The sequence below is a fragment of the Duganella sp. 3397 genome, from assembly GCF_031456625.1.
Classification (GTDB): domain Bacteria; phylum Pseudomonadota; class Gammaproteobacteria; order Burkholderiales; family Burkholderiaceae_D; genus Rugamonas; species Rugamonas phyllosphaerae.
The window spans coordinates 165226-189578 of record NZ_JAVDVB010000002.1; the positions used below are offsets into that span (position 1 = coordinate 165226).

Here is a 24353-nt window from a genome sequence, read left to right on the forward strand (position 1 = left end):
CAGGGAAGGCGGGAAGCAACCATGTCGCCATCGATCAACCGGGTGTCCTTGCAGGGAACGGTGGCGCTGCCGCCGCGCTGGTCGCGCCTGCCCGGTGGGGCGACAGTGTGCCACGTGGTGCTATCAACCGAGGAGCGCGCCTACGACTGGAACTCCGGCCGTCTTGAGCCTGTGACCGTCCGGCACCGCGTGGTGATCGGCGGTGCGCCAGCGTTGAGACTGCGGGACACGCTGGCGCCGGGCGCGGTGCTGCGCGTGCACGGGTGCCTGGCATACCGCCGCTGGACTGGCCGTGACGGCGTCAATCGCACCGCGACGGCAATCGTTGCCACGGCGGTGCGATTGCGGCAGGCGCCGGTGCCGGCGCAGCCCGTTTCAGGCGCAGCGTCACCGACGCTGAATGACCCGGCAATTGCGGCGTGGCTGGCCGACTACGATGCGGCCACCGCACGCGCCGCGATCACGCCACCGCGCGAGGCGTTTGGCAGGAGCGGCGCAGGCCGACGTGTGGCGAACCTGGTGCAATCGCGCCAACGGACTGCCCGCTAAATCCTTCGTAATCGCTCATATCTGTGCATGACTACCTGGCGCGAGGCACATTGCCGATCAGCGATCAAGTCCGCGCTGCTGGACCGCCTGTTGTGTGCGGGCAGGGGCGGCGTGATCGTAGGCCACGGTCAGCATGGTGGGCATCGCCAGCAAGCCGCCGGGGATCGTGGCCAGCATGCCGAGGTCATGGACCACGTGCAGCGCCGCACCGACTTGCTGCAACAGGTGAAATTCGGTCGCGGCAACGACCGCGCCGGTATAGGTGCCGCTGGCAGTGGCCAGCTGCCATAGCGGCTGTACCGGACTGTGGGTAACAATGGCGTCGTAGGCGCGGCGTATCGACCGCAACGAGGCAAGGCGCGCCAGTCGTGGTATCAGCATGCGGCGCACGATCCAGCCGGGGCGGGTGTCCAGCACGCTGATGCGGCCGTGCTCGACGCGTGCCGCCATGCGCGCTGTAGCGGTGCTGTTGTCGATGCATAGCACGCGCTGGGCCAGGTCGGCGGCGTTTGCGAGAAAGCTTAGCGCTGGAGGCAGGCATACCTCGAAACATTGCACAGAACCCTTCAGGAGTATGGGGATCGTCCTTAGACGATTTGAAGCAATCCTTCAGCATGGATGGCGCTACAGTAACAACAAAGGCACCGCGTGCATCTTCTTCTGGTAATGCCCAAATATTTACTGTTGAAAATAGTGCTACTGGCATTAAGGAAGTGCAATTTAGTCCTGCGAGTGACGTTAGTACCCATTTAGGTCAATATTATAAGTTGACTAGTGCTGACGGCAGCAAGATAAAAATCATCGATCCTATTAAGTATGCTCCGTCGTTCAAACCAAATGGTATGCCGCTGTATGATAAAAATACAGTTTATTTAAACCCGCAGGGGCAACACGTGGTGTTTAATCCTGCTACCAATACATGGGTGAAGAAATAATGGAAAATTTCAGAAATAAAGTAGTGAGTTGGGTTGCTCCAATTGTGCCATCTATTTCTTTGGCTGGAATTGAATTGGGCATGAGTGCCGGTGAATTATTCAGTTTTTTGTCGATGTATGTTGTTGATGATAAGAATGATTTGTATCAATTTGAGATGTCTCCGATTCTTCGATTGGTAAAGAGCAATTCCAACGAGGATGAATTCTATTTGTTCAATGTTTATGATAGGGAATTGACAAATTGGCATTTATACTTTAATACGCCCGAACATCTGGGAGCGAACCCTCGTGCGCTAGGGATTGTCGTTCGAGATGGGAAAGTGCATTCCGTTAAAGTTTGGCACTTCGAGAAACTAAAGGAAGGGGATAAACCAAAGAATATTTATCGCGGAAAATTGCCTGAGAATATTGGCTTGGGTGATTTGGTTAGTGATTTGCTTCCGTACGCCAATTTGACCTATGACGACGCTGAAGAACTGTTCTATTCGTATGGCGAGTATGGAGCACTTGAGGTCACAGGCTACGGTGATCTCGAAGAGTATCCTGATCAAGTAATAATGGCGATATCGGTAAATTCTGAAACTACTAGTCAATAGAACGACATGTAATTGTTGGGGCAAAAAAAACTGGAACGGTCTGGGATACTATTCAACCAGTCGTCCCTATGCATCCTGGCTCCGTCATACCAAAGCAATTTGAACTTGCTTTGGAGAGAGGCGGAAAAATTTGGGTTGACAGAAATGCTACCAAGCACGTCGCCGAGTATGCGGCTGCCAAGGCAATTAACTCTACACCCGCAGCTGTTCGGTTGGCCAGTCAAGTGCAAATTGAAAGCCTCAGAACCGCTGTCAACACAGCTGTGCAAAACGGGTTGTTATATCGCCAAGTAATAAAAGTGAATAACTGGGAGCTGGTCTTTGCGCCGGCGAAATCGGCAGATCAATTCCGAGCTCTTTATCACGCGCTTTATAAAAGGTAAATGGGATGTTGAAAGTAACTGAGTCGCGAGACTGTGGGAAAACCGAAATCGAGTGTGGAGATTATTTGCCTTTCAAATTTTGGCAAAAAACCCTGACTACTGAGCCGAATGCTTACTGGCGAACGGGTGATATGAAATCGACGCTTCTCGAAATGGAAATTGACCGAGTATCGGGCCAGATTATTGGTGTCTCTTTGATACTGCCGGGGAAGGTGCGCAGAGATTTCCCTGAATTGGATTCTGCCAATCTTCCTAAAACAGACGGATATCCGATAGTGGATCTCAGTGAATAGCCCGATAACCGTATTAAAGATGATCCGGGTGCACTTCACGTATTTATCGACTCAATCCATTTGCTAATCACGCTTACTACATCGTTGGCGGCCACAAGAACGATCTCCGCTGATGGTGCTACTTTCGGCGTGGGTCGCAATAACTCTATAGTTTGGATATTGCTTAGCAATTTGTTAGGAGAAAAATTAACGGCCTTTGAAAATTTATAGGGGAAAATAGCACTGCGGCAGCAGAGCGAGTCCTTTTTGAAAATAAGTTCCCCCTTGATAATCGGTGACCCTAAGATTGAGGGTGTAAATAATTTTGTGTAAACGGTCATTTGGCAGGAAACTGCCGGTATCAAGGGGAAACAATGACCGTTGTAAAGCGTAACAAGCGGGCCAAGCCCGATCCAGAGCTGCTCAAACTGGCCGACAGCCTGCTGGCGAACTACCAAAAGCCGGAAGACCTGATCGGCGAAAACGGTCTGCTCAAGCAGCTCACCAAGATGCTAGTGGAACGGGCCCTGGAAGTCGAAATGACCGAGCACCTAGGTCATGACAAAAGCGGCGAGGTGACCAACGGCACCGCCAACACGCGCAACGGCTACAGCACCAAGACGCTCAAGGGCGATTTTGGCGCTCTGCCGCTGGACGTTCCGCGCGATCGCCAGGGCAAGTTCGAGCCCCAGATCGTGGTCAAAAACCAGACCCGCTGGACCGGCTTCGACGAAAAAATCATCTCGCTCTACCCGCGTGGGCTCAGCGTGCGGGAGATCCAGGGCCATCTGGAGGAGATGTACGGCACCGAGGTGTCGCCGACCCTCATCTCCAACGTCACGGACGCCGTCAGCGAGGATGTGAATCTGTGGCAGTCCCCCCCGGTGTCAGAATGGTTGTCGCTCCGATAGATTCGGTAAACTCGGGGGCGTTGACTGGAGCATGAATTGGCACGATACGGACAAGAATTTAAAGACAGAGCGGTGGCGAGACTGCTGCCGCCAGAGAGCGCATCGATCAAGGATGTGGCCAACGAAATTGGCGTGGGCGCGTCGACATTGGAGCGCTGACGTACTGAGGCATTGGCCCAGCCAGGCCGGGAGCGAATCTGGACGGGTGCGGCGCGCTTCGATGCCGTGTTGAGCACAGCAGCGATGGACGAGGCCAGCAAGAGCGCCTGGTGCCGTGCCAACGGCGTCTACCCGCAATAGCTGGCGGTATGGCGTGAAAATGCGATGTCGGCCTTGTCCGGTGACGCGGTCCCACGCACCAGCGCCCAGGAGGCCAAGCAGGACCGGCGCAGGATCAAGGAACTCGAGCGCGAGATCCGTCGTAAAGACAAGGCGCTGGCCGAGACCGCAGCGCTGTTGGTGCTTTCAAAAAAAGTCGCGGCGATCTTCAACAGGGACATGGGCGAGGACGAATGATCGGCCTCGAAGATCGCCAACGCATAGCCCAGGATATCGGCACAGTGCACGCAGACGGAGCAAGGTTGTACAAGGCCTGCGCGGTCGCTGGCATCGATGTGCGGACATTGCAACGCTGGCAGGTGGGTCAAGGACTGGTCACCGGCGACTTGCGGCCATCTGCGGTGCGCCCGCGCCTGCGCACGCGCTCAGCGCCGACGAGCGCGCAGGTACTGCAGGTGGCCAACGAGGCGCGTTTCGCCGATGTGCCGCCAGCGCGGATCGTGCCCATTCTGGCCGATGGAGGCGTGTATGTTGCGAGCGAATCGACCTTCAGCCGCGTGCTGCTCGCTGCGGGTCAGGCGACGCACCGCGGGCGCGCCAAGACGCCGCGCAAGACACGCCCACCCACCACCCACGTCGCAACGGCGCCGCGCCAGGTCTGGTGCTGGGACATGACTTACTTGCCGGCCAATATCGCCGGGCGCTGGTTCTACCTGTACCTGATTCTTGACCTGTACACAAACAATAATCGAGTGGGAATGATTTCCTGATAGGCAGAGGCCGGCACCGACCGGCAAGCTGAACCGACAAAGCCCCTGATTTCAGGGGCTTTTTTCTTATTTTGACACAGCACTATCTGGCAGACGCTTGCGGGATTTTGCGCGAGCGGCTATACCGAGCGCGAAAAGGCCGAGGCCGAGCAAGGCTGCAGGTGGAAGTTCGGGAACAGGGCTCGCGGCGAGTGGGAGCGCAACCGTCTCGGCGGTGAACGTCATAGACTGGAATTGAATATACCCGGACCAGGCCGGCAGACTCGCTACCACGATGTTATAAACGAGAACACGGCTGTACATACCCGACGCTGCCGACTCGTTCGCGACGAATTGCATGCCGCCGTCCGTTCGGGTGAGCAAGCCATCGCGGCCAGTGCTCACCAGGTCGGAAGCGAACGGTCCACAGAAATCGCAATGTGGCAGGAGAACATCGAAGGTGATGTCCATGTAGGCATCACCTTCTGTCGCATCGCCCAAGCTGTACAAAGCGTTAATCGTCGCGCCCATCTTGCCCGTTAGGGCATAGTTTGGTGGAGCCTGGACTTCGAACAGATTTTTGCTGATAAACAGTCCAATTCCTCCCGCAGTCGGGACGTAGGTTGGCTCGTAAGGAATGTCCAGTGTAACGAAGCTCGATCGGACTGCGGCTGGCTTTGACGACTCGGCCGCTGGTGTGGGCGTTCCGACGCTCGCGCTGGACAGTCCGGTGTGCGCAACGAGTAGTGCGGAAAGAAATAATTTTTGAAGCGAGCTGCCCATGGTGTCCCCGTAACGTTGATTATGTAACCATCTTAAGTATACATATGAATATGGAAATATAAAATTGATATTTTATTTTTTGATATTTGTGTGCCATTCCTTGTTGCAGTTTGGTCCTGAGGTTATGCAAGTCTCGCTCGCCTGCGCGCGCCTGCGTTGCGTGAACGTCGCGACGATATCATGCGGCTTCGGCTGGCCCGGAAATATTCGGGAACGCGAATATCTTGCGTGCGAGGCCCCCCGCCGACGCTGGTTTAGAATGCCGCATGACCGATTATGCCGCCATTCTTGAAACCATTTATGCCGATGTCCAGCCGCTGCTGGTCCAGGGCAAGGTAGCGTCTTACATTCCGCAATTGTCCGAGGTCGATGCTGCACAGTTCGGCATGGCTGTCTATTGCCTGGATGGACGCACGTATTCCGTCGGCGCGGCGGGGCAAAAGTTTTCGCTGCAAAGCGTCACCAAGCTGTTCTCGCTGGCGCTGGCTTTTTCGCTCGAGGGTGACGCCATCTGGTCGCGCGTCGGACGCGAGCCGTCCGGTAGTGCCTTCAATTCGCTGGTGCAGCTCGAGTACGAGCAGGGCAAGCCCCGCAACCCGTTCATCAACGCCGGCGCGCTGGTGATGACCGACATCTTGTCGTCGCGCTCTACCGCTTCCGATACCGCCATCCTGCAGTTTGCTCGGGAGATTTGTGATCGCCAGGACATCGAGTTCGATCTGGCGGTAGCGCAGTCCGAGCATGGCACCGCGCACCGCAACTACGCCATCGCGCACCTGATGAAAGACTTCGGCAACCTGCACAATTCGGTCGAGACCGTGATCGACAGCTACTGCCGCCAGTGCTCGATCACCATGACTTGTACCGAGCTGGCCAAGGCAGGCAGTTTTCTGGCCAACCATGGCACCATCCCGTGGAGTGAACGGCAGGTTCTCGACGCCAGTTCGTCCAAGCGCCTGAATGCGCTGATGCTCACCTGCGGCACCTATGACGCCGCCGGCGAGTTCGCCTACCGGGTGGGCCTGCCGGCCAAGAGCGGCGTGGGCGGCGGTATCCTGGCATTGGTGCCAGGAGAGATGGCCATCGCGGTCTGGTCGCCGGGGCTTGACGAAACCGGCAACTCGCTGGCCGGTACCTACGCGCTGGAGCGCTTCACCAGCCTCACTGTGCGGTCGATTTTTTAGGCGGTAGGGGCGCGTCGAGCAACGACAGTCGCTGGAGTGATGCGCATGTGGTCTGGCCGACAGATGCTCGCGCAGGAAGGCGCGCCTGGCCGGCTCTCAACGCGCAAACTATTTCCTTTTCCGACGGCGTTGTAAATGTGTCTCACAATGAGATGAACTTTACATAGTTATTTATTGAGCACGGTCATAAAAGTTGGTACGATTTCTGCATCGACTATTGATTGTTCACCGTGATCATTTCTTCTTTATTTTCCCCGGAAGATAGCCCGTCAGGCGATGTTCCACCTTCTCTTTACGCGCTTGAAGAGTCCGTGCTGGCCTGGATGAAAACGTCCGCCGCATGGGACCAGCGCAAGCACCCGACAATTTTTCAGTTCCTTCGCGATATCCGACTGCACACAACTGCGATCTGCGGCCCGGGCAACGTCTCTACGACGATACTCAACTTGGAGCTTGACCGTCTCGGTAACAAAGTCCGCTGCAGTGATGTCGACGCGAGGATTGGTGACTTGCGGCGGGATCTATCGAACAGGCCTATTGTTGCTCAGTTCAAAGCAGCGAACGCGGACCATGGTTCCGGCAGCGAAAAATTAGCTGCTCCAGTTGATAGCACGACAACAATCGGGGGTCCCGTTGTAGCGAGGCAAGTCATGTCGCAGCTGTCCGCAGGAGACTTGGTCAAACTCGAGGATGATCATTGCGAAATGCTGGTGGTTGGATGTGCAGATGAACCAGCACAGGTGCCCTGCGGTCCACCGACCTGGTTCTGCGTTTGGGAATGCGACCACCGCATGTTTGAGAAAGTGTTTCCAGAGGATATGTTGCGTCTACTGCGCAAGGAGCGTCGACGCATTCCGCGAGCCTCGGGTTTCGTCTTTCCCAGCCGCTGCGCAGGTGGGTGCAGCCGATGAGGGGCCGGGACGCCGGCAGCACGGGCCGCGAGATGGACTGCGAATAAAAGCACGGCGCATTCAAATCGATTATAATGCATAAAAATTACAAACGTATCTACAGGGAAACATTATGATCTTCCTCGAGCCGGCTTGAAGTTTCCACATATTTAAAGAGTTCGATGCGAAGAATTAATCACCTGATGGCGCAGCGCGTCGATGTTGCCATTGTTTTCCGGGACATGCTCGGTACGCACGACGCGCTGCTGTACATGGAGGAGTGCAACATTCCCGAGGCGGTCGCAACCCGGGTCTTGGCAGGCATGGCGGTGACCAGAATAGTCCGCCGGACTGGCACGCAGGCTGCAGCCAACGATGAGCAACATCAGCGCGAGGATCACTGGTCCACGATGAGTCACGCGGTCGCGCATCACCGCATTCCATGAGCTGACAGGTCGGCAGAACTCGATGTAATCTCCTTCTTACACAACCTCGAGCAACTGAGCCACAGCCAGATTCAGGCAGATTGGTAGCATCGTCGTCAGCGATTCCGTGCGGTGCGGTGCGGTGAGGTGAGGGGAGTGACGATGCTCGATTATCTGGTCCAAATTTCGGTGAAAGAAACCGGCAAGCAGTTCGTTGGCACGTTCTCCGACGCCGACCTGGTTCACCTGCTGTCGCCCCGCACCGGGCGGGCGTTCGACCTGGAGAACTACAAGGCCTATCTGACGCCGGACGGGAAAATCTCGCTGGCCAGAAAACCCTCGTATGAAGAACACACCACGCTCACACTTGCCGAGCTGGTGCGCGCATTGCGCTCGGCCGTGAGCATCAAGATGTGGTGAGGTCGGCGCATGCTGCCCTCTGGCGTGCGCGGTCTGCCAGGAAGCGGGACAGCGCATCGTCCAGCGTGGGCAGCAGACGGGCCCGGCTGCTGTCCAGTGTACTGTTGACCGGCCGCGCAGCGAGGTACTGGCAATCGGACGCCCGCACTTCGTGCAGCCGCGACGGGTCCAGCCCGGCCCCCACGGCGGCCCGGCGCGCCAGCTCGAACCAGGATAATGCGCCGGTGTTGGCCAGGTGCCAGATCCCGCGTTCGCCATCGATGACCAGGTCGAGACAGTTCTCCACCAGGTCCGGCACATGGGTCGGCGTGATGAGGAGGTCGCCGGGGGCGGCAAACATGCCGCCTGCCTCCAGCGCGGTCAGCGCGTGATGAACGAAATTGTGCTGATCCCATGGCCCGAAAAAACTGCTGGTGCGTATCACCAGCGTTGCCGCGTTGTGCGTGAACACGGCGCGCTCGCCTTCGGCCTTGCTGCGACCATACACATTGAGCGGCGCTACCTCGTCGGTTTCCACGTAGGCTCTACCGGCGCGACCGTCGAAGACCATGTCGCTCGAGAACGTGGTGAAGTGGACGCCATGCCGGGCGCACGCCGCCGCCAGCACGCCGGGGCCAAGCGCGTTTTCACGGAAGCAGCGCTCTGCATCGTGCTCGGCCTGGTCCACGCGCACGTAACCGCTGGCGTTGATCAGCGCCCACGGCCGGTGCTTGTCCAGTGCGCGTTCGACCGAACCGGGGTCGGCGATATCCATCTCGGCGCGGCGCAACAGCCGACAGGCCAGGTTGCGTTGCGCGCACACGCGGGCCAAGGCGCGGCCGAGCGTGCCGCTGGCGCCGGAGATCAATATCGGCGCACGATCGGACGTGTCGGGCAACCGTGCCAGTTTTTCCGGGTCCGGCGGTGGACGGGTGGTCGTGGCGTGATAGCGTGTATCGCGGCGCCACCAGCCGTGCCCCGGCGCGGCCGGATGGGCCGGTTGCTGCCCGGCGGCCAGCTGGCGCAGCAAGGTTGCCACGGCCGTGGCACGCGGCTGTCCGCCACGCAGGTCGAACGCCCCCGATTCGTAGTGACCTGCCTGGCGCGTGACGAGGCTGTTCCAGTCGAACGAACCCAACAACGCCCATGCGGTGACAGCGCGCACGTCGGCGCCTTGCGTGCGGGCGGCCTGGGCTGCCTGCCAGATTTCGATAAGCCAGCGCAACTGGTCTTCGCGGCCGGCGTGGAGGTGGGCTTCGGTGACGGCAATCGGCAGCCGGTAGCGTTGCCACGCCTCCAGCAGCAATGGCGTGAGACCGGTGTCGGGCGCTTCGGCAACGCGTGCAGACTCGGTGTCGATGCAGGCCTGGCCGTCGATCATGCCCGGCGTGATGAATGGATACCGTTCGACCCGGTCGTCAAGCCAGCGCTCGCTGGTGACGTAGTAGTTGACGCCTATGATGTCGGGCGGGCAGGGGTTGGCGCGGAACCACAGCACGTCGCCGGGCGCAGCGCCGTGCTTGAGCAGATAGGTCCAGAGAGGGTGGCGCCGATCGACCTTGCCGCATAACAGGTCCCACGCCAGCCAGCGCCGATGGTTGTAGAACGCGGTTACGGCAGCCATGGCGGGCGTACCCCAGCTCTTGCCCAGGTCGTCCGTCTGCACCAGCTTGGCTGCCGGGTTCACGGCGCGTATGGCCTGCATGGCCAGCACGGTGGCGCGGCACTGGTTGAGCACGGCGGTGACGAAATCGCGGTCGCTGCAGCTGTGCGGATACCACACGCCGTACAAGGTGGAAAAGCGCGCCGTGGTCAGCGGCTCGTTGACCGGCGTGTAATACTCGATCCACGGATAACGGCTGGCCACCGCGCGCGCATAGTCGGCCAGCCCGGGTGCAAAACCGGCATCGATCAGGCTGGTGTGGCGCGGTCCGCTGCCGTGGTGCACGAGGCCGGCGATCACGGTGAGTTCGCGTGCCCGGCATGCCGCCAGCTGCGCATCGGACACGCTCCAGTCTGCCTGATCGAGCCCGTTAGGGGCGACGCGCTCCCACAGGACCGGATAGCGCATGACCGGTATCCCCAGCGACTGCACCAGGTCGAGGTCATCGGGACGCGTGTCATGTCCGCTATGGACGGCCTGGTCGAAAAACTCGTCGCCCACGCGGTTCACCGTGCATTCGATGCCGCCCCATAACGCCAGCCGCTGTCCGCCCGTGTCTGAATGTGGATGTGGATGTGGATGCATGCGTGGTGCCCGCATCAGGCCAGTGGATCGATCACGAAGGCCGGCATGGCAGTGTTGTCGCGCGCACTGGCCAGGAACTTGTCGGCCGTGATCAGCGCCTCGTTGATGGTGACATCCATGTCGAGGTAGCGGTAGGTGCCGAGGCGCCCCACGAAGGTCACGTTCACTTCCTGGCGGGCGATGTTGACATAGCGTTCCAGTTGCTGCTTGTCCCGCGCCAGCCGGATCGGATAGTAGGGAATATCCTGGTCTTCGCACTGCCGGCTGTATTCCTTGTACAGGATGGTGGCTTCGTGCTGCTCCCATGGCGAAAAGTGCTTGTGCTCGGTGATGCGGGTGTACGGTTCGGCGTCGTCGCAGTAGTTGACCACGGCATTGCCCTGGTAGTCGCCGCTGTCGCGGAACACTTCGAAGTCGAGCGTGCGGTACGGCAGCCGACCTTCTGCATGGCCAAACCACGCGTCGATGGGGCCGGCATAGAAAACATGCTGGTAGTCGGTTTTCGACGCCGGATCGAACGGCGTGCTCAGGTGCACCGCGATGCCGGGCACGTCGAACATCCTCTCGACCAGGGCGGTATAGCCGTCGGCCGGCATGCCCTGGTACTTGTGGCTGAAATAGTTGTCATCGTAGTTGAAGCGCACGGGCAGACGCTTGAGTATGCTCGCCGGCAGCTCGCTGGGCGACAGGCCCCATTGTTTGATGGTATAGGTCTTGAAAAACGCTTCATACAGGTCGCGGCCGACGAAGCGCAGGGCCTGGTCTTCGAACGTGGTGGGCGTGGTGATGGTCTTGTCGCCCAGCGAGGTCAAAAACTCCGCAGCCTGCGCCGGCCGCAAGGTCTTGCCGAAGAACTGGTTGATGGTCAACAGGTTGATGGGCAAGGTGTACACGCGGCCATTGGTGATGGCCTTGACGCGATTCACATACGGTTTGAACTCGCCGAAGCGGTTGACGAATTCCCAGGCCCGCTCATTGTCGGTATGAAAAATGTGCGGCCCGTACACGTGCAGCATGACGCCGGTCTCGTCGTCGCGCCGCGAGTGACAGTTGCCGCCCACGTGGGGCCGGGTTTCGAATACATCGACCGCGTAGCCGGCATGGGCCAGCTGATTGGCGATGACTGCACCGGAAAACCCGGCGCCCACGATGGCGATACTCTTCTTCATCTTGTCTCCCAAATATACAAGCGCTTTGATATCGCTGATGCGAAAAGTTCAAGTGTCCTAGCGGATCCGGCATGCGCTCTGTGCGCGCTTTAACCGTGGCGCGCTGTGCCGCCTCTACGTGGTTGAAATGGCACAGCGGCCACCGAATGTAGGCCATCTCTTACACAATCTCAGGTGACGCAAGAAGTGACAGGGCGGCGGCGATTGATACCATGTTTCTAATATTTCCCGCCATCTCAACTGGAGACCTGCGTGCCCCAATTCGACTATCCCCGACCGCAACTGGTCCGCTCCAGCTGGACCTCCCTCAACGGCGTATGGGATTTCGCCTTCGACGACACGCAGGTCCACTCCGCACCGCACGACCCCATCGACTGGCAGCACCGCATCACCGTTCCATTCGCGCCGGAATCGGCTGCCAGCGGCATTGCCGACCAGGGCTTCCATCCGTGCGTGTGGTACCGCCGCACGCTCGATGATCTTGGCACTGGCGGGCGTACCCTGCTGCACTTCGGCGCGGTCGACTACGCGGCCCGCGTCTGGCTCAATGGTCATCTGGTGGCGCAGCACGAAGGCGGCCATACGCCATTTACTGCCGATATCACCGATGCCATCGTGGCCGACGGCCCGCAAGTGCTGGTAGTGCGGGTGGAAGACGATCCGGCCGACCTGGCCAAGCCGCGCGGCAAGCAGGACTGGCAATTGGACCCGCACTCGATCTGGTACCCGCGCACCACGGGCATCTGGCAAACCGTGTGGCTTGAAACCGTGGGCGATACCTATATCGAACGGCTGCGCTGGACGCCGATCTTCGACGGCTTCGAGATCGGCTGCGAAGTGGTCACCGCTGGCGCCCAGCGCACCGGCCTGTCGGTGGAAGTGCGGCTGTGGCACGGCGACAAACTGCTTGCCGACGACCGCTATTCGATGGTCGGGCAGGACACCATGCGCAAGATCGCGCTGCCCGATCCCGGCATCGACGATTCGCGCAACGAACTGCTGTGGAGTCCCGAACATCCCACGCTGTTCGATGCCGAAGTGGTGCTGCGCTGCGGCGACACCGTGCTCGATACCGTGCGCTCGTACACCGCGCTGCGCTCGGTCTCGATCACGCGCGACCGGCTGATGCTCAACGGCCGGCCTTACCAGCTGCGCCTGGTGCTCGACCAGGGCTACTGGCCGGAGTCCTTGATGACGGCGCCGTCCGACGACGCGCTGCGCCGCGACGTCGAGCTGGCCAAGGCGATGGGTTTCAACGGCGTGCGCAAGCACCAGAAAATCGAGGATCCGCGCTATTTGTACTGGGCCGACCGCCTGGGCCTGCTGGTGTGGGAAGAAATGCCATCGGCCTATGCCTTCAGCCCGCGCGCGATGTCGCGCCTGGTGCGCGAATGGACCGAGGCGATCGAACGCGACTACAGCCACCCGTGCGTGATCGTCTGGGTGCCGTTCAACGAATCGTGGGGCGTGCCCAACCTCACTGCCATGCAGGCCCACCGCAATGCAGTGGAAGCCTTGTACCACCTCACGCGCATGCTCGACGCCACCCGGCCCGTGATCGGCAACGACGGCTGGGAAGCGTCGGCCACGGACATCCTCGGCATCCACGATTACGATGGCGACCCGCACAAGCTGCGCGCCCGCTACGAGGCCGAGCACCAGTCCAACACCCTGTTCGACCGCCGCCGTCCCGGTGGCCGCATCCTCACGCTCGACGGCTTTCCCCATCGCGGCCAGCCGATCGTGCTCACCGAGTTTGGCGGCGTCGCCTACGATCCGCGCGCGTCCGAACATCATACTTGGGGCTACTCGCGCGCCAACACGGCCGAGGCATTCCACGCGCTGTATCGCGACCTGCTGCAGGTGGTGAACGAAACCGCGATGTTCAGCGGCTTTTGCTACACCCAGTTTGCCGACACCTTCCAGGAAACCAACGGACTGCTCAATGCCGACCGCAGTCCCAAGATTCCCCTTGAGCAGATCAGTGCCGCCACCCGCAACGTTCAATATTGAAAGCGCCCCATGTCGGCACCGCCAACCTCATCGCCAACTGCATTGCCAACTGCATCGCCAACTGCATCGCCAACATCGCAGCCCGCGCCGTTTGCCTCGTTCTGGCAGGGCGGCTATGAAGGCGCCGACCACGTCAACCACGGCGGCCGGGCGCTCGACATGAACGCCGCCAACGGCCACGTCGAGCGTGCGCGCGAAGACTACCTGCTGTTGCGGCAGTTCGGCATCACGACCGTGCGCGAGTCGATTGGCTGGCGCCTGGTGGAGCGCGACGGCGTCTTCGACTTTTCCAGCCTCGATGCGCGCCTGCTGGCTGCGCACGAACTGGGCATCCAGATCTGCTGGACCTTTTGCCACTACGGCTGGCCCGACGAGATCGATGTCTATGCCCCCGACTTCGTCACCCGTTTCGCGCGGTTTTGCCGCGCCGCCGCCCAGTACCTGGCGCCTTACGCCGGCCCGGCGCCCGTGTACTCGCCGATCAACGAGATCTCGTTTACCAGCTGGGGCCTGTCGGTCCACATGTTCAGGTGCACCAACATGTTCGATCCGCGCGCAGCGACCGAAGGCAAGCGCCAACTGGTGCGCGCCGCACTGGCCGGCTGCGATGCGATCTGGGACGTGACGCCGGGCGCCCGCATCCTCCACTGCGATCCGCTGATCCACGTGATCGCGCCCACCGGCCGTCCGGAGTGGCAGCAGGAAGCGGACGGCGCCAGCGCCGCCCAGTACGACGCCTGGGACATGTTGTGCGGCAAGCGTGAACCCGAGCTGGGCGGCGCACCGCGCTATCTCGACCTCATCGGCGCCAACTACTACGACACCAACCAGTGGGAAAGCGGCACCAGCGCGCGCCTGTGGTGGCACCTGGGCGACCCCCGCCGCAAGCCGCTTCATCTGAGCCTGCTGGAACTGCACCGCCGTTATCAGCGCCCGGTGCTGCTGGCCGAAACCAGCCACGTGGGCAGCGGCCGCGGCGCCTGGATTGCCGAGATGGCCAGTCAAACCGCGCTGGCCCTGCAACATGGCGTGGCCATGCAGGGCATCTGTCTTTATCCCATCGTCGACCGCAACGACTGGGAGCACGAACACCACTGGCACCGCAGCGGGCTGTGGGACCTGGACCGCGACGGTCCGGACCCGCTGGCGCGGCAGCTGGTGGCGCCATACGGCGTCGCCCTGCAACAGGGGCAGCGCCTGCTTACCCGTCTTACACGTCTGTTCCCGGGGCCGGGAACAGGTTTACACCCGCAAGGGCACATCAGGGAGAGAGTCATGAATACTGTTATCGTTTTTTGTCATCTGCGCTGGGACTTCGTTTATCAGCGCCCACAACATCTCCTGACCCGCCTGGCCCAGCATTACAAGGTGCTGTTCGTCGAAGAGCCGGTGTTCGACGAGGCCGAACCCCATCTGCGCACCTACCATCCGGCGCCCAACGTCACCGTGTGCCAGCCGCATACGCCGGTGCACGCAGCGGGCTTCCATGACGACCAGATCCCGGTGCTGCAGTCGCTGCTGAACAAGCTGGTGCCCCACGGGGAAAATCCGGTCGTGTGGTTCTACACGCCGATGGCGCTGCCGCTGCTGGCCGACCTGCATCCGGCGCTGGTGGTGTACGACTGCATGGATGAACTGTCGGCCTTCAAGAATCCGCCGCGCCAGCTGTTGCAACGCGAGAGCGCCTTGCTTGGCGTTGCCGACCTGGTGTTTACCGGTGGCCCGAGCCTGTATGAGGCCAAGCGCCCGCGGCACGCCAACGTCCATTGCTTCGCCAGCAGCGTCGATACCGTGCACTTCGAGCAGGCGCTCGACCGCAGCAACGCCCATCCGCTGCACGCCGACATCCCGCATCCGCGGCTGGGCTTTTACGGCGTGATCGACGAACGGTTCGACACCGCACTGATCGCCGCGATGGCCGACGCCCATCCCGAGTGGCATATCGTGCTGGTGGGGCCGGTGGTCAAGATCGAACCGTCGGCGCTGCCGCAGCGGCCCAACATCCATTACCTGGGCCAGCAGGCCTACCAGGCGCTGCCGCAATTCCTGGCCGGCTGGGACGTGTGCCTGCTGCCGTTTGCGCTCAATGAATCGACCAAATTCATCAGCCCCACCAAGGTGCTCGAATACATGGCCGCCGAGCTGCCGATCGTCAGCACCGCGATCACCGATGTCGAAGTGCCATACGGCGATATCGTCGCCATCGGCCACGGTCACGCCGAATTCATCGCCCATTGCGAGGCGGCGCTGGCGCTGACCCCCACCGCGCGCGCTGCCATGGCGACGCAGATGCGGGCAGTCGTCGCCCGCACCTCGTGGGACGGCACTGCCGACCAGATGCATGCGCTGATCGAGGACATGCGCGCCGATACCCCGGCGCGGCTGCCCGGGCATGTGGCCGCGCTTGCAGTGGAGCAGAGCGCAGCGATTGTAGTCGGTGTGCCGAACTACGGCGAACCCGACAAGATCAACCCGCTGCGCCCGGCGACTTCGCCGATGAGACCGGCTGCCTGAGCTTTGGGCGCGATGCCGCTGTGCTGGTCTTGGTGGTCTGCCGTACAGAAACCTTTTCATTCATTCGTCAGACTCGGCTTTACGAGAAAAATCTCATTCATAACACTTTGAAAGCCCCACCATGAAACCAGCTAAACTGTTTATTGCGTTATCGATAGCAGCGTCGCTCGCCGCCGGCGTGCATGCCCAGACCAGCACCAATGCAGCCGCTACCATCAGCAAGGACGACGCCGCGCGACTCGTCGGCATCGCGCAAGCCAATATCGCTGAAATCGAGGCGGGAAAGATGGCGTTGCAAAAGAGTAGCAATCCGGACGTGAAGGCCTTTGCGAAGATGATGATCGACGATCATACCAAGGGTCTGGAGGAGACGAAGAAAGTTGCCGCAGCGAAGAAGGTGACGCTGCCGTCCGAGCCGGATATGGCGCATCAAAAGCTTGCGGCCGAACTCAAAGCCGTGCCCGCAGACAAATTTGATCTGGCTTATGCCAAGCGGGCCGGCGTGGCCGATCACCTTAACGTTCACGCATCGCTGAAAAAAGATATCTCGATGTTGAAAGATGCGGATGTCAAGGCCTTGGCCACCAAGCTCGAACCGACCGTCGCCCATCACGTGGAAATGGCGAAGAAGCTCGCCACTGCCGTCAAGTGATGCTGCTGAGCACTGCGGTGTAGGGACTGACCTGTTCCTTGCGCGGCGAAGGGGCGGCAACCATAGCCTGGCTGCCGCCCCTTCGTTATAGGCGTTAGTGCTTCCGGCTTTGCTTGGCGCCGCCACCGGCGCTCTTGGTGCCGGCCGCTTTGGTGTGGCTTGCTGCATCCTTGCCGGATTTGGATTTCTCTGGCGTGGCCGATTGCTTCGATCCGCTCTCGGTCGACGATTGCTTGTTGGAACCGCCTGACTTTTGCTTGGTCATGATGAACTCCGTGGGTTGAGGAGCTTCCATCTTGCGCGGCCGGTGTTCGGACCGACGTGTGGTATCGAACATTCGTATGGATTTGATGTCAATTTCGCACGCGGCGCAGTCGCCAGGGAAGTGCCGCAGTCGCCAGGGAGGTGCAGGCAAATTGCGTTGTGAGCCGTGCCGGCGGTACTTGGTTGCTGGTATCCTTGCAGATCCACGACATCTGCCCACTTTTCCCTGTGACATTGCTCGATCCTGCAACCATCGTTCTGACGTCGACCCTGATGGCGGCGGCGATGACCATCGTATTGTTTTCCGCCTACCGCAGCTTCCCTGCCGACGTGCAAGGGTTGGGCCATCAGTCGCTCGGCATGTTGTCGCTGACGGCGAGCGGCTTGCTGTTCTGCGCTGGCCCGCTGATACCGGAAGCGGTGTTACTGTTTGCGGCCAATAGCACCATGCTCGGCGCCGCCGGGCTGATGCTGATCGGCACCCAGTTATTCTTCGGTCGCAAGCCGAGCTGGTGGTGGCTGGCGCTGGCGTGGGTGATCGGCATGGTCTGCCTGGTCGGCTGGTATGTGATCACCCAGGACTACGCGTTGCGGGTGGCGGTGTTTTCATTGTTGACGCTGTCGTTCTACGTGGCGCAACTGGTGCTGCTGGTGCGCCATGGCGAACGCCACTTCTCCAGCTGGTTCTTCGGCACGCTGTTGCTGGTGCAGTCACTGGTGCTGCTGTTGCGGTTGTTCGCGGCGCTCAGCGGCGCGGTCGGCACCAGCAACGCCAGCAACGGTGCGGTACAGGGCATTTTCCTGTTGACGGCCAATTTCATGACGCTGATGATGGCGGTCGGCTTCATGACCATCGCTACCCGGCGTCTGCAGGTTGTGATGGAGCACCGCTCCAACTCGGACCCACTGACCGGGGTGCTGAACCGGCGCGGCTTCGCCGCTGCCTACCACCGCGAAGTGGCGCTGATGAAACGCCATGGCAAGCCGATGACCCTGCTCAGCATCGACCTCGACTACTTCAAGGCGATTAACGACCAGTACGGCCACGCAGTCGGCGACCGGGTTTTGGTGCATGCGGCGCATACCACTGTCTCGGCCCTGCGCGAGATCGACCACGTGGCGCGCTTCGGCGGCGAGGAGTTCATCGTACTGCTATCGGGCACCACGGCCGAGCAGGCGAAATCGACTGCGCAACGGATCCGGGCGTCGCTGTTCGAGGCGCGTGGCGGCGACATGCCGGACTACACGGTCAGCATCGGCATCGCCAGCCAGCAGGCGCCAGACGAGAGCCTGGAAGCGCTGATGGCCCGCGCTGACGCCGGCCTCTACCGCGCCAAGGCCGCCGGCCGCGACCGCAGCGAGGCGGCGTAAGCGCGCACACCCGGCGCCATCCGACACTGTTCGGCTGATCGACAAAGCGGCCGGTCAGGTGGTCCATAATCTGCGGGTTCCATAAATTTCATTGACGCGCTGGCGGTCAAGGATTCCTGAGCAGTCCTTGCATCAACACATCGAGTTCCTCGCGCTGTTTCTTGTCGACCTTGTAGGTAGACAGCAAATCCGACAGCCATAACCCGTCTGCCGCCAGACGTACGAGCAGGGCATTCGCAGCCGGTGGCTGGTCGAGCGCACGCTCACTTTCCGCCCGTTCGCTCCACCGGGCCGCCAATCCGCGGTCAATCACAGTGGCCACGACCATAGCGCGCCACCCTTCGGTGTCCTCGTACGAGGTGGCATTGAGCGACATGCGCGCATAGCGCAAGGCTGGTGGCGCCGAGGTATCTTCCAACGCCAATGCTTCGTTGAATTCGTCCATGTAGAGATCGAAAAGCGCAGCGAGCAGCTGTTCTTTCGTGCCGAAGTGATGCTGCACGGCACCTTTGCTGACCCCGGCTGCACCGGCGATTGCCCCGATAGAAACGGGCTGCCCGGTACTCAATAAAGTTGTCGCCGAGCGGAAAAGTCTCTTTTTAACCTGGTCTGGTTGTTTCGGAGGACGGGGAGTGTTGGCTTTGGAAGTCATCGCTGGATTCTACAACAAAAAATAACGTACAATACGATCGTATTGTAAAAATCGCCGCGATCGATGAGGGTCTCGGCAGCTGATTCACATTCAAAAATTGACCATGGAGTAAGAGACCGACATGTTTCCAGCACACTATATTTGGCTAGGTGCGGCCATCGTATCGGAGGTTGCCGGTAGCGCCTTCCTGGCCAAGTCCGAACAGTTTTCCCGGTTGGTGCCAACCGCGCTGGTGGTGGTTTTTTACGGATTCGCATTCTATGGACTCGGCCAGGCACTGAAAGGCTTACCGCTGGCGGTCGCCTACGCCATCTGGGGCGGGTTAGGCATTGTCCTGACAGCGCTGCTTGGCGTGTTCGCTTTCAAGCAAAGGCTGGACCTTCCGGCCATCATCGGCATCGTTCTCATAGTCACGGGAGTGATCGTGATGAACCTGTTTTCCAAGACAGCCACGCATTGACTTGCGAGATGTATCTATTCCAAGGAGTCATCATGAGCAACCCCCCCCGCACCGCATTCGCGTTGTCCGTCAATGAGCCTCGATACGGAGGCTGTCCATGAAGATCGGCGACATGGACTTGAAGCGCAGCTGGCCGGCCCTGGCTGGCATTGCCGCAGTCGTTGCCGTGCTGGCCACGGGCTTCGCCTGGACTTCCGGTTTGCTCGGCCAGCGCGTAACCAGTACCACCTTCCTGGAAGACATTCCGCATGATTTTCCTGCTGGCTACCGTCGCGCACACGGCAAGGGCGTGTGTTTCGAAGGCGTATTCCGCTCCAGTGGCGCGGCCGCAAAGTACTCCGATGCCAGAGTGTTCACGCAGCCGGAGACCCGGGCCATCGGACGCTTCTCGATTGGCAACATGAGCCCCTATGCCGCCGACAATTCCACCAGCACCGTCAGCATGGCCATGATGCTCACTGCCGACAACGGCCAGCAGTGGCGCATGAAAATGAACAACGAGCCGTATTTCGTCACCCGCGATGCCCCCGGTTTCCTGGCGATGGTCAAGGCAACGGCCCCCGATCCGGCCACCGGTAAACCCGACCCGCAACAGCTGGGGGCTTTCCTCAAGGCGTATCCGGAAGCGCGCAAATACCTGGAAGCAGATGCCGTCAAACCGTGGGCCAGCAGCTTTGCCGGCGCGACGTTCTACGCCATTCACGCCTACTATCTGGTCGCCGGCGATGGCCAGCGGCAAGCCATGCGCTGGTCCCTGCGGCCGCACGCGCCATTTGCCGCCTGGAGTGCTGACGAGCGTGCGCGGGCCAGTCACGACGCCTTGTTCGACGAGGTGGCGCAACGCCTGAAGAAGTCGCCGCTGTATTGGGACATGATGATGCAACTCGCTGCGCCCGGCGATCCGGTCAATGATCCATCGCAGCCCTGGCCGCAAACCCGCTCCCAGATCGTCGCCGGAACGCTGGAAGTGCAGCGGGTCTTCGACCAGACTGATGGCGTGTGCCGCGACATCAATTTCGATCCCACCTTGATACCGGCCGGCATGGCGCTGTCGAACGACCCGGTATTGGCTACGCGGGCAGGTATCTATGCCCATTCGTACAACGCACGGCTGCACGAAATCGGCTACGGCAATGCCACCGATGCGGTTGGAAAGAAGGCCCCACAATGACTACCGACACCCGTTCCATGACCGCGACTCGCCAAGGTAATCAAGCCGGCCTGCCAGAACGCTTCAATCTGCTGGCGCAACTGCTGCACTGGACAATGGCGGCAGCAATCCTGGCGATGCTGTTCATCGGCGTAGCCATGATGGCGTCGCTGACCTGGCGACCCCGGATGCTCGACCTGCACCAGCCGCTGGGCATTGCCATCTTGCTGTTGGTGATCGTGCGCCTGGTCAACCGGCTGCGTCACGGTGCACCAGCGTTGCCCGCCGATTTGCCACGCTGGCAAGTGATGGCAGCCAAGGCATCGCACTGGTTGCTGTATGGGCTGATGTTCTCGTTGCCGCTGCTCGGCTGGGGCGTGCGCTCGGCGGGCGGGTGGCCGGTGACGATGTTGGCGGGCGTCACGCTGCCGCCCATCGCGCCTGTCGATCCGGTGTGGTACGCGGTGCTGCGCGACGCCCACGGCCTGCTGGCCTGGCTGCTGTTCGCCGTCGTGCTGATGCATCTTTCTGCCGCACTCATGCATGCGTGGGTACGCCGTGACGGGGTGTTCTCGAGCATGACGCCAGCAGGGCTTCATCGCCGGTGCCGGGGCAACCCCGGTTCTGATTAAAGCATGGCGACCTTGCCGAAATACAGAGCGATATCGAGTACCAGTTCCCGCACGCCGTCCCAGACGATCTGGACACCGAGGCAAAGCAGGATGAATGCTGTCAGCCGCAAGAACACTGCCGTACCGGCGTCGCCGATCAGGCGCAGGAAATGCTCGCCATATCGAAAGGCGAAATACAGCAATACGCCGATCACCCCCAAGGCAAGCAGGGCGCCCCCCATGCGGGCCAGTGAAATGATGATTTCGGTGTCATGCAACGATACGCCGACGGTGATGGCGACCGAAATCGACGCCGGGCCACAGCTGATCGGGAATGTCAGCGGATAAAAAGCCTGTTTATGCGCATGGTCAGGCGTGAATGCTTCGGCCAGCGCTGCCCGGCTATCGGGCGTGTCCGGGGAGGCGCCCAGCAGCCGCCAGGCGACCGATGCAAGGATCAGTCCGCCTCCAATACGGACGATGGGCAACGAGATGCCGAAGAAATCGAGCACGTACGACCCCACCAGCATCGACCCCGTCATGAGCCAGAACATATTGACTGCGATACGACGCGCGAGCAGCTCCCGGGTTGCGCCGGAGGCGCCCTTGGTCATGCTCAAAAATATCGGTGCGGTGGCAGCGGGGTTCAGAATGGGCAGCATCGTCACGAAGACGAACAGGAAGCTCTTTGCCGCGGCCAGGATCAGCGCAATTGTCATATCGCAGAATCTTTCCTGTTTTCCGGTTAGCTGACGCGCCGTATATGGCGGAAGCGCGCGTACTGACTCAACAGGTCGTTGATCAATTGCTCGTTGGTATAGCCCGTCACGTCGCGCTGTCGGTCCTCCTCGTTGCTGGAGGCGATCGCTCGGAAGTGCCTGCTGTCCGGGGCAGCGTTCGCGGATTCGGCCCAGGCAAAGCTCGGAGACCGGTAACTGCGCGCCCGGATCATGTAGCGGAAGATGCCGCGGTCGCCATGCGGGACAGTGAGTTCGACATACTCCTCGCGTTGCTCAATGTTCGGAACCAGTCCGCTCTCGCTCAACTGGGCAGCGACTGCCTCCACCGCAGGAAGCGCTGTTGCGCTGAGAAACGCCAGGATGTCCGGTTTTTTATAGAACCCGGTAATGCTCTCCAGGCGCTGCTGCCAGCTCAGGTCTTTCACCTCGCGCTCACCGTCAAGGTCGAGCGACAGGTCCATGGAAACATCTTTGGATTCTGTCTGCAATGCGCGCAATAACCCATAACAGATGAATAGCATGACCACTGCGAAAGGAAGCGCACTGACCAGCGCAGCAGTCTGCAGTCCCTTCAGCCCTCCTGCCACCAGCAATACCGCCGCGACAACGCCAGCGCTGACGGCCCAGAAAATGCGCTGCCACACCGGCGGATTGGGAGCGGCGCCGGACGTGATCATGTCGATGACGAGCGCGCCGGAGTCTGCAGACGTCACGAAGAAGGTGATGATCAGCAGGGTGGCGATACCCGACGAGATGAGAGGGAAGGGCAGCTGCTCGAGCATCTTGAACAATGCGACGGGCATATTTTCCGCGACCGCCTTGACGATGGGAGCCGTGCCACTGAGGTCGAGCGCAATGGCGGTGTTGCCAAAGACGGTCATCCACAGGAACGTAAACAGCACCGGCACCAGCAGCACTCCTGTCGTAAATTCTCGAATAGTGCGGCCACGCGAGATACGGGCGATGAACATGCCGACGAACGGCGACCAGGAAATCCACCAGCCCCAGTAGAACAGTGTCCAGTCCCCCAGCCACGTGTTGGGTTCGTACGCGTACATTCGGAACGTTCTCTGGACAACTGCACCCAGGTATGCGCCAATGTTCTGAACATATGCCTGCAAAAGGAAGACGGTGGATCCTGCTGCCAGCACAAAGATCAGCAGCGCAACCGCCAAGATGATATTGAGTTCGGACAGGCGGCGCACGCCCTTGTCGAGCCCAGTTCCAGCAGATAACGTTGCCAGTCCGGTGATGGCGGCAATCAGCCCGACCTGGACGGCAGCATTGACCGGTATGCCAAACAGGTACGAGAAGCCGGCGTTGACCTGCAACACGCCGAACCCCAACGACGTCGCGACGCCGAACATGGTGCCCAACACTGCAAAGATATCGATGGCGTGACCAATGGGGCCATTAATCCGCCGGCCGATCAGCGGGTACAGGCCGGAACGCAAGGTCAGTGGCAAACCGCGGCGAAACGCAAAATATGCCAGCGCCAGGCCGATCACGATATAAATCGCCCATGCATGCATGCCCCAGTGGAAGAACGTCAGGATCATCGCCTCGCGCGCAGAATCCACCGTGCTGCCCGGACCTACCGGCGGTTTCGAATAATGCTGGATTGGTTCAGCCACGCCGAAAAACAGCAAACCGATGCCCATGCCCGCGCTAAACAGCATGGAGAACCAGGAAAGATAGCTGTAGTCCGGCTCGCTATCATCGGGGCCGAGCTTGACGTCCCCGTAGCGGCTCACCATGAGGAAGATGACAAATATCAGGAAGATCGCGACGGACAGGATATAAAACCAGCCGAAGTCGCGCACGATTCGGGTCTGCACCCGATCGAACATGGCGCCGGCCAGTTCCGGGAAGATGGCGCCGAACAGTACAAAGACCAGGATCAGGGCGGCTGAAATAAAAAAGACGGGTGGATTGACCTGGATTTTTGGCCGAGGTACAGCGCTGGCGGCTTGCTCGGTATTGGAATTGGACATGTGTTTAGCACCAGATTAAGAATTAGCACAAGGTTATCACCTCGACGAACGTATTGATGTCCCTTAGAAATTTAGCCTCCCGCTGCGCGACAGCCCAGGTTGGAAGACGCCGTACCGCTTTGAGGTCGGACCTGCATTGCGCCAAGGCGCCAACCGGATC

Annotated in this window: 23 protein-coding genes and 2 pseudogenes; 17 read left to right on the forward strand and 8 right to left on the reverse strand. The window is 60.3% G+C overall.

The annotated features are described in order from the left end of the window. Positions 1-21: 21 nt before the first annotated feature. A complete protein-coding gene (locus J2X54_RS05420; protein WP_310178797.1) occupies positions 22-549 on the forward strand; it encodes a single-stranded DNA-binding protein in 528 nt (175 codons plus the stop codon). Between the two features lie 57 nt (positions 550-606). On the opposite strand, the gene J2X54_RS05425 is transcribed toward J2X54_RS05420, so the two are convergent. Further along, on the reverse strand, positions 607-1107 hold the full coding sequence (locus tag J2X54_RS05425; protein ID WP_310178799.1) for a hypothetical protein: 501 nt from the start codon (positions 1105-1107) through the stop codon (positions 607-609). Between the two features lie 56 nt (positions 1108-1163). On the opposite strand from J2X54_RS05425, the gene J2X54_RS05430 reads away from it, so the two are divergent. The 5 genes and pseudogenes from J2X54_RS05430 to J2X54_RS05450 form a co-directional block, all read left to right on the forward strand. Further along, positions 1164-1484 carry a hypothetical protein gene (locus J2X54_RS05430; RefSeq protein WP_310178801.1) on the forward strand — a complete coding sequence of 107 codons (321 nt, stop codon included), beginning with the start codon at positions 1164-1166 and terminating at the stop codon, positions 1482-1484. Next, positions 1484-2080: a hypothetical protein gene (locus J2X54_RS05435; protein ID WP_310178804.1), complete on the forward strand. Its 597-nt coding sequence runs from the start codon at positions 1484-1486 to the stop codon at positions 2078-2080. The genes J2X54_RS05430 and J2X54_RS05435 overlap by 1 nt, the downstream gene beginning before the upstream one ends. 388 nt (positions 2081-2468) lie before the next feature. Next, complete coding sequence (locus J2X54_RS05440; RefSeq protein ID WP_310178806.1) at positions 2469-2756, forward strand: hypothetical protein; 288 nt, start codon at positions 2469-2471, stop codon at positions 2754-2756. A gap of 353 nt (positions 2757-3109) precedes the next feature. Then, positions 3110-3622, forward strand: a pseudogene (locus J2X54_RS05445) (transposase); the annotation flags it as partial. Positions 3623-3682: 60 nt separating this feature from the next. Then, positions 3683-4665, forward strand: a pseudogene (locus J2X54_RS05450) (IS3 family transposase); the annotation flags it as partial. Positions 4666-4761: 96 nt separating this feature from the next. On the opposite strand, the gene J2X54_RS05455 reads toward J2X54_RS05450, so the two are convergent. Further along, a complete protein-coding gene (locus J2X54_RS05455; protein ID WP_310178808.1) occupies positions 4762-5457 on the reverse strand; it encodes a hypothetical protein in 696 nt (231 codons plus the stop codon). Positions 5458-5723: 266 nt separating this feature from the next. Here J2X54_RS05455 and J2X54_RS05460 point away from each other — a divergent pair, with 266 nt between their 5' ends. The 4 genes from J2X54_RS05460 to J2X54_RS05475 all read left to right on the forward strand — a co-directional run bounded on the left by J2X54_RS05460 (position 5724) and on the right by J2X54_RS05475 (position 8376). Then, complete coding sequence (locus tag J2X54_RS05460) at positions 5724-6641, forward strand: glutaminase (RefSeq protein ID WP_070247207.1); 918 nt, start codon at positions 5724-5726, stop codon at positions 6639-6641. 221 nt (positions 6642-6862) lie between these two features. After that, positions 6863-7552 (forward strand): hypothetical protein, encoded by a 690-nt coding sequence (locus tag J2X54_RS05465; protein WP_310178812.1) that lies wholly within the window; start codon positions 6863-6865, stop codon positions 7550-7552. A gap of 161 nt (positions 7553-7713) precedes the next feature. After that, positions 7714-7977 carry a hypothetical protein gene (locus J2X54_RS05470; RefSeq protein WP_141749459.1) on the forward strand — a complete coding sequence of 88 codons (264 nt, stop codon included), beginning with the start codon at positions 7714-7716 and terminating at the stop codon, positions 7975-7977. A 141-nt stretch (positions 7978-8118) separates the two neighbouring features. After that, complete coding sequence (locus tag J2X54_RS05475; RefSeq protein WP_310178815.1) at positions 8119-8376, forward strand: hypothetical protein; 258 nt, start codon at positions 8119-8121, stop codon at positions 8374-8376. Here J2X54_RS05475 and J2X54_RS05480 read toward each other — a convergent pair. After that, positions 8363-10603, reverse strand: a complete 2241-nt coding sequence (locus J2X54_RS05480) for a family 1 glycosylhydrolase (protein ID WP_310178817.1) — start codon at positions 10601-10603, stop codon at positions 8363-8365. The genes J2X54_RS05475 and J2X54_RS05480 overlap by 14 nt on opposite strands. A gap of 14 nt (positions 10604-10617) precedes the next feature. Next, a complete protein-coding gene (gene glf / locus J2X54_RS05485) occupies positions 10618-11772 on the reverse strand; it encodes a UDP-galactopyranose mutase (RefSeq protein ID WP_310178822.1) in 1155 nt (384 codons plus the stop codon). A 252-nt stretch (positions 11773-12024) separates the two neighbouring features. Between glf and J2X54_RS05490 the strand changes: the two genes are divergently transcribed. The 3 genes from J2X54_RS05490 (at position 12025) to J2X54_RS05500 (ending at position 16951) form a co-directional block, all read left to right on the forward strand. After that, positions 12025-13785, forward strand: a complete 1761-nt coding sequence (locus J2X54_RS05490; protein ID WP_310178824.1) for a glycoside hydrolase family 2 TIM barrel-domain containing protein — start codon at positions 12025-12027, stop codon at positions 13783-13785. A gap of 9 nt (positions 13786-13794) precedes the next feature. Further along, on the forward strand, positions 13795-16299 hold the full coding sequence (locus J2X54_RS05495) for a glycosyltransferase (RefSeq protein ID WP_310178825.1): 2505 nt from the start codon (positions 13795-13797) through the stop codon (positions 16297-16299). A 121-nt stretch (positions 16300-16420) separates the two neighbouring features. Further along, on the forward strand, positions 16421-16951 hold the full coding sequence (locus tag J2X54_RS05500) for a DUF4142 domain-containing protein (protein ID WP_310178827.1): 531 nt from the start codon (positions 16421-16423) through the stop codon (positions 16949-16951). A 94-nt stretch (positions 16952-17045) separates the two neighbouring features. On the opposite strand, the gene J2X54_RS05505 is transcribed toward J2X54_RS05500, so the two are convergent. Next, positions 17046-17216: a hypothetical protein gene (locus J2X54_RS05505; RefSeq protein WP_310178829.1), complete on the reverse strand. Its 171-nt coding sequence runs from the start codon at positions 17214-17216 to the stop codon at positions 17046-17048. 284 nt (positions 17217-17500) lie between these two features. On the opposite strand from J2X54_RS05505, the gene J2X54_RS05510 reads away from it, so the two are divergent. Beyond that, positions 17501-18586 (forward strand): GGDEF domain-containing protein, encoded by a 1086-nt coding sequence (locus J2X54_RS05510; protein WP_310178830.1) that lies wholly within the window; start codon positions 17501-17503, stop codon positions 18584-18586. A gap of 106 nt (positions 18587-18692) precedes the next feature. Here J2X54_RS05510 and J2X54_RS05515 read toward each other — a convergent pair whose 3' ends face one another. Next, entirely contained in the window at positions 18693-19238 is a 546-nt protein-coding gene (locus J2X54_RS05515) for a TetR/AcrR family transcriptional regulator (RefSeq protein ID WP_070247216.1), read from the reverse strand. A gap of 121 nt (positions 19239-19359) precedes the next feature. Between J2X54_RS05515 and J2X54_RS05520 the strand changes: the two genes are divergently transcribed. The 3 genes from J2X54_RS05520 (at position 19360) to J2X54_RS05530 (ending at position 21480) form a co-directional block, all read left to right on the forward strand. Next, positions 19360-19698: a multidrug efflux SMR transporter gene (locus tag J2X54_RS05520; RefSeq protein WP_070247217.1), complete on the forward strand. Its 339-nt coding sequence runs from the start codon at positions 19360-19362 to the stop codon at positions 19696-19698. A gap of 97 nt (positions 19699-19795) precedes the next feature. Then, a complete protein-coding gene (locus J2X54_RS05525; RefSeq protein ID WP_310178833.1) occupies positions 19796-20869 on the forward strand; it encodes a catalase family peroxidase in 1074 nt (357 codons plus the stop codon). A gap of 17 nt (positions 20870-20886) precedes the next feature. Beyond that, the gene (locus tag J2X54_RS05530) at positions 20887-21480 is read left to right on the forward strand and encodes a cytochrome b (RefSeq protein ID WP_310178835.1); all 594 of its coding nucleotides are present in this window, start codon (positions 20887-20889) and stop codon (positions 21478-21480) included. On the opposite strand, the gene J2X54_RS05535 is transcribed toward J2X54_RS05530, so the two are convergent. Together J2X54_RS05535 and J2X54_RS05540 are read right to left on the reverse strand one after the other, a co-directional pair. Beyond that, positions 21477-22178: a MarC family protein gene (locus J2X54_RS05535; protein ID WP_310178837.1), complete on the reverse strand. Its 702-nt coding sequence runs from the start codon at positions 22176-22178 to the stop codon at positions 21477-21479. The genes J2X54_RS05530 and J2X54_RS05535 overlap by 4 nt on opposite strands. Positions 22179-22204: 26 nt before the next feature. Beyond that, positions 22205-24193 (reverse strand): BCCT family transporter, encoded by a 1989-nt coding sequence (locus J2X54_RS05540; protein WP_310178838.1) that lies wholly within the window; start codon positions 24191-24193, stop codon positions 22205-22207. Positions 24194-24353: the final 160 nt, after the last annotated feature.